Genomic DNA, 11347 nt, shown 5'->3' on the forward strand with positions numbered 1-11347 from the left:
CGTCGGTTTTCCTTTTTTATTTTTTTACTGTTAATGTGCACTCTCAAATTCTTCGAGGAATCGTTTATCGTTTTCAGAGAACATACGAAGATCTTTTACTCTATATTTAAGGTTTGTGATACGTTCTATACCCATCCCTAAAGCATATCCGGTATATAGCTTACTATCGATCCCGCAGTTTTCCAATACATTCGGGTCTACCATTCCACAACCAAGAATTTCTACCCAACCTGTATGTTTGCAGAACGGACAACCTTTTCCTCCACAGATATTACATGAGATATCCATTTCGGCACTAGGTTCTGTAAATGGAAAATAAGATGGACGCAGGCGTATTTTAGTATCTGCACCAAAAAGTTCTTTTGCCACAAATATCAGTACCTGACGCAAATCGGCAAAAGACACGTCTTTATCTATATATAATGCTTCTACCTGATGAAAAAAACAGTGAGCACGGTATGAAATAGCCTCATTCCTGTATACGCGTCCCGGGCAAATGATGCGGATAGGTGGTTGTTGTTTCTCCATTACGCGGGTTTGCACCGATGAGGTATGCGTGCGTAGCAGTACTTCGGGGTTGCGTGCTATGAAGAATGTATCTTGCATATCGCGGGCTGGATGATCGTCAGCAAAGTTGAGCGACGAAAATACGTGCCAGTCGTCTTCTATTTCAGGGCCTTCGGCGATTGAGAAACCCAAACGACGGAATATATCGCATATTTCTTTTTTTACGATTGATAATGGATGACGTGTTCCTAAAGCAATAGGAGCAGCAGTACGGGTAAGGTCTATGATATCATTACCTATCTGTACATTTTCAAGCGATTCTTTCAATTGATTGATACGTTCCTGAGCCTTTTCCTTTAGCTCGTTCAATTTCATACCTACTTCACGCTTTTGTTCGGCGGCAACATTGCGGAAGTCATTCATCAATGATGAAACTTCTCCTTTCTTGCTCAAGTACTTGATGCGTAGTGCTTCTATCTCTTCAGCTTTACTCGCTTTCAGGTTGTCGATCTCCGACAATAGCTGGTTAATCTTGTCAATCATATATAAATATCTTATTTTCTAAAGAAACGGTTACAAAAGTACAGATTTCTTTCTTTATATGCCACAGATGATTGATATTTTATGTAATCCTTTTTTTCTCTTCGGTTTGTGAATTTTCTTAAAATAATTATCAATATTTTTATTTTAAAAAAAGCTCGCATTTTATTTGTTTAGGGAGTAAAAAGTATATTTGAAATTCAATCAATTTCCAAAATATAGTAACTTTAATATTGTTTCTTGCTAAATGATATCTTAATGGGGAATCTATATGTTAAAAAAGGCGGTTGAGATGTTATTTTAGTATTTTTTCTTGGTTTTCGTTTCTTATAAGGGTATATTTGTTATTCAACCATTGAAATGAAAGACAATCATAAAATTACAATTACTATGAAGAAGTATTTAATGCTATTATTGCTATGTCCGCTATTTTTGGCATGTAGTGATGACGATGAAGTGACTCCCGAATTAAAATTAAGTAAAACTGCAGTTGAGCTTGATGTTGAGAATGATCATGTTGGGGTTGATATTATTGAAGCAAACGGAGAATGCAGTGCTATATCTTCTGATGAGAAAGTTGCTTTGATAGGAGTAAATAATGAAGACAAGAAAGTATACATTTATGGTGTAGGGATGGGAGAAGCTACCATAACCGTAAAAGATGCTATCGGTGTAGTAGCTACTATCAAGGTATCTGTTGGAGAAGGAGTATTGCCATTACCCGAAACTAATCCACTAGCCATATCCATAAATGAAGGTGAAGTTAAGGAGTTAGCCTATCCACTAACAATGAAGGGTGCTTATAAGGCTGGTAGTAAGAATCCTGATATTGCAACAATTAATATCAATAGAAACAATAAGAAAATAGAAATAACAGGCGTCACATCAGGTAAAACGGAGCTTTATATATATAGCGATAATACAAATAATGTTAAGTTTATATATGAAGTTACTGTGGCGAAACTGTAGGAGATACCAGTGAATAAAAATAAAAGATGCTTACCAAAAAGTGAGCATCTTTTTTTATATTTAGATGGCTGGCACATCTTATAAGAGAAAAAGATTATGTACATTTGGATGTTTGTGAACTTGGTGGACAAGGGGCTGGATTGCGAAAGATAAATATAAACGACATATTGTTACCATTTCTACTATAAATGCCATTAAAGAAGTTATAAGAAGTATTAAATGCCTGTTTTTCTCCTTTCGGGATAAACTAAATTCAGAATTTAAACATGAAAAACCTTTTTAAATTAAGTATAATATTTCTGGCAGTTATCTTACCGGGATGCAGTAATTCCCAAGAATCAAAGATTATCTGGCAAATAGGAGTACACGACAATAGTGCTTCCGAATTAGCTTTAGCACCTGACAAGTATAACGATTTCCTTACTCACGATTTCGGATGGGAAGACCGTTTTTACCTTATCGGAGAATCCTCTCCTGAGAAAGATTTTCCATATATTTTGCCAGGTCCTGCCGATGAGTGGGGAGGTACAAGTAACACAGCAGGTCTACGGACTCATGTGTTGAATATTCTCTTCAGGATGAAGTCTGTGCCCGATCGAGGAGACTGGAAACTTATCCTTGATATTCTTGATACCAATAAAGACCGACCACCTTATTTCAAGGTTACGGTCAATGGACAGTCGTGGAAATATATTCTGCCCAACGGAGGAGGTGATGAGGTGCTTGGCGGTGATTACGGAAAGTGTATTAAACATACCATTGAGATACTTCTTTATTCAGGGTTCGTGAAAAAGGGAGGAAATGAGATTAATTTGACTAACCTCGAAGGTTCATGGCTTGTTTTTGATGATGTCAGACTCGAAGGTCCGGGCAATGCCAAACTAGATAATGATGTTCATTCGGCTTACTTGCGTAGAGTTGAGGTAGCTGATTATCAGTTACCAGAAGTTTCTGCCCAGCCTTTGCTTGTCGATCTGGAATATCTTTCGGGTAATCCGCTAGTAGAAGTTAAGGTTGATAATAAAACTATTCTCAAACAGACATTAGAACAAGGACGCTATGTACTTGAAGCCCCCATGCCTGTTGTGTCTAAAGAACAGGAAAGTAAATACAGCGTATTTATAGATGGTCAAACTGTTGAGAAAGGAACTATTATACGTTCGCCTAAACCTGATGTGACAGTTGCCGATTATATAGATACACGAATGGGAACAGCTCACTCGCGTTGGATGATAGCACCCGGACCATGGATGCCTTTCAGTATGGTTAAACTTAGTCCCGACAATCAAAACCCGGGATGGCAGGCCGGTTATCAGCCGAGCTTCGAAAGTGTGGGCACATTCAGTCACATACACGAATGGACTATGGCGGGCTTAGGTATAATGCCTACCAACGGAGCTTTGAAAACAACGATCGGAGATCAGTCCGTTTTCAAGAAGACAGATAAGGATTATCGTTCCGAGATAGACAAATCGAGTGAGGAAGCCGGAGTCGGATATTATAAAGTGCAACTTACCGATTACAATATCAAAGCTGAGCTTACAGCTACTACTCGTTGCGGATTTCAACGATATACCTATCCTGCTGCTGTAGACTCGCGAGTAATGATAGACTTAAAGATCCCTGCCGAATATGGTTACAATATTCTCGATGCAAAGATCACTCAGGTTAATGAGCGCCGAATAGAAGGCTATAGCAAGCAACAATCTAAAAATATCTGGTCTACCGACAGCGATCAGGATTATACAGTTTATTTTGTTATAGAATTCGATCAGGACATTTCAAAATTCGGAGGATGGATAAACGAAAATATTCTGGATAAGGCAGATTTATCTGCAAAAAATCCTAATAATATGGGTTGCTTTGCTGAATTTGATACCCGCCAGAATCCAATAGTTCAGGTACGCTCGGCGATATCGTATGGAGATATGGAAGGTGCACGTAGAAATCTACAAGAAGAAATAGCTAACCCATTCGGCTGGAATTTTGACCATATCAGAGATTTTCATCGTAAAGAATGGAACGGTATTCTGTCAAGAATCAATGTACAAAGTAATGATAGACGGGAAAAAATTCGTTTCTATACAAACATGTATCGTTCCTATTGTCGCAATACATTCAGCGATGTAGACGGACGCTGGGTTGATGCTACTGAAAAAATACAGAAGTTTGATGATCCTGATGCATTAGCTCTGGGCTGCGATGCTTTCTGGAATACTTTCTGGAATCTCAATCAGGTATGGAACCTGATTACCCCTGAGTGGTCGTCTCGATGGGTGAAATCGCAACTCGGGATGTATGATGCTAACGGATGGTTAGCTAAGGGGCCTGCGGGAATGGAATATGTACCTGTAATGGTAGCCGAACACGAAATTCCTTTACTGGTTAGTGCCTATCAAATGGGAATCCGCAACTTCGATGTAGAAAAAGTATTTGCAGCAGCCAAGAAAATGCAGACTACTCCTGCTCAACATATAGGTAATGGATTGGCAGGCAATCGTGATCTAACTTCTTATCTCAAATATAAATATGTACCGGCAGACAAGGGGCGTTTTTCCAACTCGCTCGAATACTCGTTCGACGACTGGACTGTATCTCAATTGGCTAAAGCTTTAGGTAAAGAGAAAGATTATGAGATATTTTCTGATAGAGGCAACTGGTGGCGTAATGTGATAGATACTGAGACAGGTTATGCTCGTATGCGTTACAGCAATGGCGAATGGGAAAAAGATTTTGATCCGTTCAAGTCGGGTGCTAATCATCATTATGTAGAAGGTAACGCATGGCAACTAACATTCTTTGTTCCTCAAGATGTACCGGCTCTTGCCAATATGATAGGTAGAGATCACTTTATCGAACGTCTCACATGGGGATTCGAAGCCAGTGAGCCATGGCGTTACAATGCTCCGGGAGATCAGTATTGGGATTTTCCTGTCGTACAGGGCAATCAGCAATCGATGCACTTTGCATTTCTTTTCAATTGGGTTGGACAACCTTGGCAAACTCAGAAGTGGAGCCGTTCTATTATCGATCGCTATTATGGTCATGAAGTGGCTAATGCTTATTTGGGAGATGAAGACCAAGGGCAAATGAGCGCATGGTTTGTAATGGCGGCCTTAGGTCTGTTTCAGACAGATGGAGGATGTAGTGTTGATCCTGTGTATGAAATAGGTAGCCCTTTATTTGAAAAAACGACTATCAATCTCGGTGAAAGATTTGGTCGAGGAACGCAATTCGATATTATAGCAAAAGGCGCTTCCCGTACTAATAAATATGTACAATCGGCTAAGTTGAATGGGCGGGAGCTTAATTCGTTTTGTTTTCCTGCCAGAGAATTGCTGAAAGGTGGCACTCTCGAATTACAGATGGGAGCAGAGCCAAATAAGCAATGGGGATTAGACGAAGGTATAAAGGATAAATAATTATGTTCTATTTTACTACTTCTTAGAAATAGAAAAGGATGCTACTTTCGGAGCATCCTTTTCATATTTATTAAATAGTTTTTTATTTGGTAACAGCAGTAAACACAACTACACGGTTCCATTGGTCGGTAGGGAATAGTTGTTCTTTATCTCCACTGGCTTTTGTTGTAATACGGCTAGGAGAAATATCATATTTGTCTATCAAGACATCAGCCACAGCTTTAGCACGTTGTTCGGATAATCTCTGATTGATTGCAGGAGTGCCTGTACTCTTATCTGCATAACCTGTTACGATAACATTTACAGATGGATTATCTCTCAAATAGCGAGCTGCATTGAAGATATTGATATCTTGATTTTTCTCAAGTCTAGCACTACCGATATGGAATACAACAACTGCATTCATCAACACTTCGGTTTGTTCTTTAATCTCTTTAGTTTCTTGTACTATTACCTGAGGTTCTGGCTTGTTGGCCAAATCAGTCTTCAGTCTGCTGATTTCACTATCTTTATTTGCCAGAAGAGCTCTTTGGTCATTGATCTGGTCGTTTAATCTCTTCAACTCGGCAGGGTCTGAAATATCAGCCATTTTAAAGCCTCCTTTCGAAAGGTCGAAAGTAACACCCAGTAAGGCATCTACAACACCATCGTATTTCTTGCCTTCTACACGGCCGTTGAAGTTGTCAGGCATCAAATTGCCTGTAACTTCTAGGTTAAGACTTACGCCTTCTGTTACACGGAAATCAGCTTGCAAGCCTGCACGTGGAACAATACTGTTTGTTCTCGAAATACCTTGATCTTTATTTTTGAATCCGTGAGCATAACCTATACCGGCAATACCGATCAAATTGAATACACGATCTTGTTTATACGGTAAGAATAAATTAGTCAGATTCAATAAACCATCTGCATTTACTTGTATGTAATTGATATTGTAAGTGCCGTCAGTATTGCTTATTTTATAATAATTTTTAGACTGCCATCCGCCAACTTGAAGACGCGCACCTATAGCAGGAGCAAAGTATTTACCTATTGAGAGAGCTGCATGAGGGCTAACCAAATCAGAAAAAGATGCATCTCTGTAATATTCACTGATGGTATAAGATGCACCACCTTGTAGCTGAATAAACCAGTTTTGTCCTAGTTTAGAGGGCACGAATGCTTTTTCTTGTGCCAAAGCAGGAATCGCTGTAATGGCAACTGCTGCTATTGTTAATAGTACTTTTTTCATTTTGATCAATTTTAAATACTGTATAAATTAAACAATATTAATTTATCATTGTTCAAAAACAAATGTAGGGTTAATTATTGGGAAGTAAGTAAATAATGGTAATATACTTTTTATAAAATTTATCTAAATCCTTATTGATAGCCGGATTCAAGGTGTTTTTTTTATTGCATGATAGCATTTTTTTTAATTAGTTTTTTCAGAAACCATTTTTTTTTGATAATTTTAGATGTCAAATAAACCACATTCGACACTCTTTTTATTAGAAAAGATTAATTATACACAAATAGATTGATAAAATAATATATGGCGCATTTACCCCATTTTATAAGTGATCTGGCTATCCTTCTCATTACAGCCGGAATAGTAACTATTGTTTTTAAATGGCTTAAACAACCTGTAGTATTAGGATATATTGTTGCCGGATTTTTTGCCAGTTTACACTTCAAGAATTTTATTGAAGGGTTAGTCGTGAAAATATCAGGATTTTCTCAAGCCGAAGTTTCTCAGGTTTTTAGTAAGCTTCCCGAAATATCGGATATGGCCAATGTGAGTATATGGGCCGAGATAGGAGTAATATTTCTTTTATTTGCATTAGGGCTAGAGTTTAGTTTCAAAAAATTGATGGATGTTGGAGGTAAAGCCTCTATTGCGACACTTATCAATCTTGGATCGATGATAGTAATTGGATATCTTGCCGGAGAGCTGTTTATAGTAAAGCTCATCGATGACTGGGATACGATGAATAGTATCTATTTGGGATGTATGCTTTCCATGTCTTCTACTACTATTATCATTAAGGCTTTCAACGATATGGGCTTGCAAAAGAAGAAGTTTGCCGGTATTGTTTTCGGTATGCTTATAGTCGAGGATATTGTGGCAATTGTAATGATGGTGTTGCTCACTACCTTCGCTTCCAGCCAACATTTCGAAAGCGGACAGTTGGCAAACAGTGTAATCAAACTTATATTTTTTATGCTTATCTGGTTCGTTGTGGGTATATACATGATACCGACAATGCTCAAGAAACTAAAGAAATATCTGAATGACGAAACTTTGATGATTGTTGCTGTAGGTCTTTGTCTAGGTATGGTGCTATTTGCATCATATGTAGGCTTCTCTGCTGCTTTGGGCGCATTTATAATGGGATCTATTCTTGCCGAGACTATAGAGTCGAAGCATATAGAACACTTAATAGAGCCGTTGAAAAATCTTTTTGGAGCAGTCTTTTTTGTGTCGGTAGGTATGATGGTCGATCCTTCTATAATAAGAGAATATGCAGTTCTTATACTTATACTTACCTTGTTAATCCTTGTTGGACGTACCATTTTTGCCTCTATCGGAGTATTAGCTTCGGGCGAGGGACTGAAAGTATCGATGCAGTCGGGATTCAGCCTGGCCCAGATAGGTGAGTTTTCTTTCATTATTGCTACTCTGGGAATGAGTTTGGGTGTTATTACAGATACTCTCTATCCTATAATTGTAACTGTTTCTGTAATTACGACATTTACTACGCCTTACTTTATCAAGGCGGCAGATCCAGCATACAATTGGATCGAAAAACGTATACCTGATAAGTGGAGTAGGCTCAAAGACGGGTATGCTGTGTCGGGGTATAATACGGTAAACCAGAAAAATGATTGGAATAAGTTACTGAAAAGTATTCTTAAACTAGTGGCTATATATACAAGTATCACCATAGCTATTTTACTCGTATTTCAGAACTTTATTACTCCATATATTGTAGAATACGTACCCGGTAGTGTATGGGGTAATATTCTTGCTGCAGTAATAACACTTACGCTGATGGCTCCGTTTTTGCGTGCTATTATGATGAAAAGAAATCGCTCGTCGGAATTTAAAAAACTATGGAAAGATAACCGTTTCAATAGAGGTGCTTTGATTTCACTAATCGCATTTCGAATCATTATTTGTATGGTATTAGTATTGATGGTACTTATTCCATTGTTTCCACGTCTGACCGTTCTGATGGTAATAATATCATTGGCGGTAGTAACTTTGATTATATTCTCTCAGGGATTCAAAGAGCAGTCGCGTAGGATAGAAGCCCGTTTTCTGGAAAATCTGAATTTAAAACAAAGATATGATGAAAATAGAGCGTCCATATTGCCTACTGTAGCGAATGATTTGCTTTCCAAGAATATTCATATTGAAGAATTCGAAGTGTCGCAATCGTCTCCTAGTATAGGAAAGACTTTACGTGAACTGAATTTTAGACAAAAAACAGGAGTAAATATTATAACCATCATAAGAGGAAGCCGCAAAATAAATATTCCTGACGGTAACGAATATCTGTATCCTTTCGATAAGCTTGTTGTTTCGGGATCGGATGAGGAAATGCAAAAACTGTCACAATATTTGGAAGATAAGAGGTTACAGGCGTCGCAGATAGAAGAAGACGCTCAACATCATATCAGCCTCTCCCAATTTCTTATCGAGCCGGGCTGTTCGCTTATAGGCAAAACTATAGCCGATGCAGGTATACGTGAAAAAACTGAATGCATGGTAATCGGTGCTGATCGTGGCAACGAATCTATAATTAATATATCACCATCTTTTATGTTCGAAGAAGGGGATATTATTTGGCTTGCAGGAGAAAAAGAAAAACTAAATTCGTTCGAAAATAATATAAAAGATTTATCACCTCTTATTCCTTAACTTTTTATCGAGCCGGATATGATAGAAACACCCGAATCTACAACCATTGGCTATCAGGCAGAAAGTATATTGGCCGGTAAACGTATTGCCGAAGTGGTACAGGCCACGAGTCCTCATCGTTTTACATGGTACAATGGAGATCCTCTCCTCTATGGAAGTTTACTCTTAGGAAGGGAAATTCTCTCTGTTAGGGGGCATGGCGCATTTATTGATATTGTATGCGATGACGATATTATATTATCTATAAGCGATGGGGTAAATCTGAAATACTATCCGGCATTTGAAAAGCATCCCGCCAAACATCAGTTGCTAATTGTATTTGAAGACAAAAGCTTTATTGCTTTTACTGTATCTATGTATGGCGGAATCTATACTTTTAAGAAAGTCTTTGATAATTTCTATTACAACAATAGTTTAAATAGTATTTCTCCATTGAAAGACGAGTTTGATGAAGCATATTTCGTGAATATTTTCAAACGTGTGAAGAAAGATATGTCTATCAAAGCCTTACTGGCTACCGAGCAGCGTATTCCCGGACTGGGAAATGGTACATTGCAAGACATACTTTTCAATGCAGGGCTTCATCCAAAACGTAAAATATCCACTATATCCGATTTCGAAAGGGGAGATTTATTCCACTGTCTTAAAGTTACTTTAAAGAGTATGACCGATAAAGGTGGACGAGATACCGAAAAAGACTTTTACGGACATAAAGGAGGCTATAAAACTATATTATCCAAGAATACTTACAAAAATCCTTGCCCCAATTGTGGAGGAGATATTGTAAAAGAAGCTTATCTCGGAGGCACTATATATTATTGTTCCGCTTGTCAGAAATAATGAAAATCAATATAAATACAGGTCTCTCATTTTTTGTATATCTACATTCAGGACGTTTTTAAGATAGTTTTCCACCGAACCATGGTCTTTTTTAATTCTATCTAATCCCGCTTGCAAAAATTCAGCTTTTACCTCAAAGAATGATTTCATAGCCGGATTTTCTGCTTTCAGTTTAGCATATTTATTTGCAAGATAGGTATTAGACAATAGATAATCTTTTATTATTGTTTTCTCATCTACACCTAAGGCTGAGAGAAATAGAGCCGCGGCCATACCAGTACGGTCTTTTCCTGCCGAACAATGAAACATTAATGGAGCGTCATCCTCGTTTTGCAACAAAGCAAAAAAGTCTTTGTAGCGATTGATACATGTTGTATCACTGACGAGTAAAACATTCATGTCCATCATCAGTTGGTCGGCTTGTTCTGAGGTTATCTTACTCACGTCTTTTTTTACCGCATTCATCAAATTACCCGGACTGATAGAATAGGCATAATTTTTCTTTAACGATGTCGGGTTTTTGTCTGGTCCCATCTGCATTTCTTCTTCCGATCGAAAATCGACTATCGATACCAGAGGGATTGCAGCAAGATATTCAAGATCGGCATCGGTGAGATTGTGTAAATCGTCGGAACGGAAAACTTTACCCCATTTCACATATTTGCCATCTGTGTTTTGATAACCTCCCATATCACGAAAGTTATAGCCTCCTGTCATGGGTAAATGCCTGTCGGCTACAATTGCAGTTCCCTTTTCGGTAACGACTGCAAAATAAGAGCGTGCCGAATCTGTAACGTTTAGAGGAAAAGTGCCACTGTTGATGCCCTTGGCTATCGGCTGTGAGAAATCTATATTATCTACCGAAGGCCCTGCATACAAAGTCCATTGTCCATTTGTATATATTTGTATCGATGCGTTTTTTGTCGTTTTTTCTCTTATGATTGTTATGTCTTTTGAAATATCTTCACCTGAATATTCTGCCTTTTGAGATTCTTTTTTGTTGCACGAGGTAGATAATAGTGTAACTAAGGTCATAGCTATAATTAGTTTTTTCATTTATATGTCGTGTTATTTTATTTATCTAAATATATCTTTATGTAAAAATACATCGGATTAGAACAGGATACAAAATAAAAACATTTTTTTAACAAAGATCTTAATT

At 37.9% G+C, this 11347-nt stretch carries 7 protein-coding genes; 4 read left to right on the forward strand and 3 right to left on the reverse strand.

The window, feature by feature from the left end; translation table 11 throughout:
- Positions 1–30 precede the first annotated feature (30 nt).
- Positions 31–1050: a phenylalanine--tRNA ligase subunit alpha gene (pheS, locus tag JGH11_RS08520; protein ID WP_201111157.1), complete on the reverse strand. Its 1020-nt coding sequence runs from the start codon at positions 1048–1050 to the stop codon at positions 31–33.
- A gap of 387 nt (positions 1051–1437) precedes the next feature.
- Here pheS and JGH11_RS08525 point away from each other — a divergent pair, with 387 nt between their 5' ends.
- Together JGH11_RS08525 and JGH11_RS08530 are read left to right on the forward strand one after the other, a co-directional pair.
- Complete coding sequence (locus JGH11_RS08525; protein WP_201111158.1) at positions 1438–2016, forward strand: hypothetical protein; 579 nt, start codon at positions 1438–1440, stop codon at positions 2014–2016.
- A 266-nt stretch (positions 2017–2282) separates the two neighbouring features.
- Complete coding sequence (locus JGH11_RS08530) at positions 2283–5438, forward strand: GH92 family glycosyl hydrolase (RefSeq protein WP_201111159.1); 3156 nt, start codon at positions 2283–2285, stop codon at positions 5436–5438.
- A gap of 82 nt (positions 5439–5520) precedes the next feature.
- On the opposite strand, the gene JGH11_RS08535 is transcribed toward JGH11_RS08530, so the two are convergent.
- A complete protein-coding gene (locus JGH11_RS08535) occupies positions 5521–6669 on the reverse strand; it encodes an OmpA family protein (protein WP_201111160.1) in 1149 nt (382 codons plus the stop codon).
- A 303-nt stretch (positions 6670–6972) separates the two neighbouring features.
- Between JGH11_RS08535 and JGH11_RS08540 the strand changes: the two genes are divergently transcribed.
- A complete protein-coding gene (locus tag JGH11_RS08540; protein WP_201111161.1) occupies positions 6973–9345 on the forward strand; it encodes a cation:proton antiporter in 2373 nt (790 codons plus the stop codon).
- An 18-nt stretch (positions 9346–9363) separates the two neighbouring features.
- A complete protein-coding gene (locus JGH11_RS08545) occupies positions 9364–10185 on the forward strand; it encodes an endonuclease VIII (RefSeq protein WP_201111162.1) in 822 nt (273 codons plus the stop codon).
- Positions 10186–10191: 6 nt separating this feature from the next.
- Here the strand turns inward: JGH11_RS08545 and JGH11_RS08550 are convergent, their stop codons facing one another.
- Positions 10192–11241 carry a tyrosine-protein phosphatase gene (locus tag JGH11_RS08550; protein WP_201111163.1) on the reverse strand — a complete coding sequence of 350 codons (1050 nt, stop codon included), beginning with the start codon at positions 11239–11241 and terminating at the stop codon, positions 10192–10194.
- Positions 11242–11347: the final 106 nt, after the last annotated feature.

The organism is Dysgonomonas sp. Marseille-P4677 (assembly GCF_016652235.1).
GTDB lineage: Bacteria > Bacteroidota > Bacteroidia > Bacteroidales > Dysgonomonadaceae > Dysgonomonas.

Bases quoted from the DNA above. Each gene is read 5' to 3' on its own strand.
- pheS (WP_201111157.1), bottom strand. From the start codon at position 1,050: ATGATTGACAAGATTAACCAGCTATTGTCGGAGATCGACAACCTGAAA.
- JGH11_RS08525 (WP_201111158.1), top strand. From the start codon at position 1,438: ATGAAGAAGTATTTAATGCTATTATTGCTATGTCCGCTATTTTTGGCA.
- JGH11_RS08530 (WP_201111159.1), top strand. From the start codon at position 2,283: ATGAAAAACCTTTTTAAATTAAGTATAATATTTCTGGCAGTTATCTTA.
- JGH11_RS08535 (WP_201111160.1), bottom strand. From the start codon at position 6,669: ATGAAAAAAGTACTATTAACAATAGCAGCAGTTGCCATTACAGCGATT.
- JGH11_RS08540 (WP_201111161.1), top strand. From the start codon at position 6,973: ATGGCGCATTTACCCCATTTTATAAGTGATCTGGCTATCCTTCTCATT.
- JGH11_RS08545 (WP_201111162.1), top strand. From the start codon at position 9,364: ATGATAGAAACACCCGAATCTACAACCATTGGCTATCAGGCAGAAAGT.
- JGH11_RS08550 (WP_201111163.1), bottom strand. From the start codon at position 11,241: ATGAAAAAACTAATTATAGCTATGACCTTAGTTACACTATTATCTACC.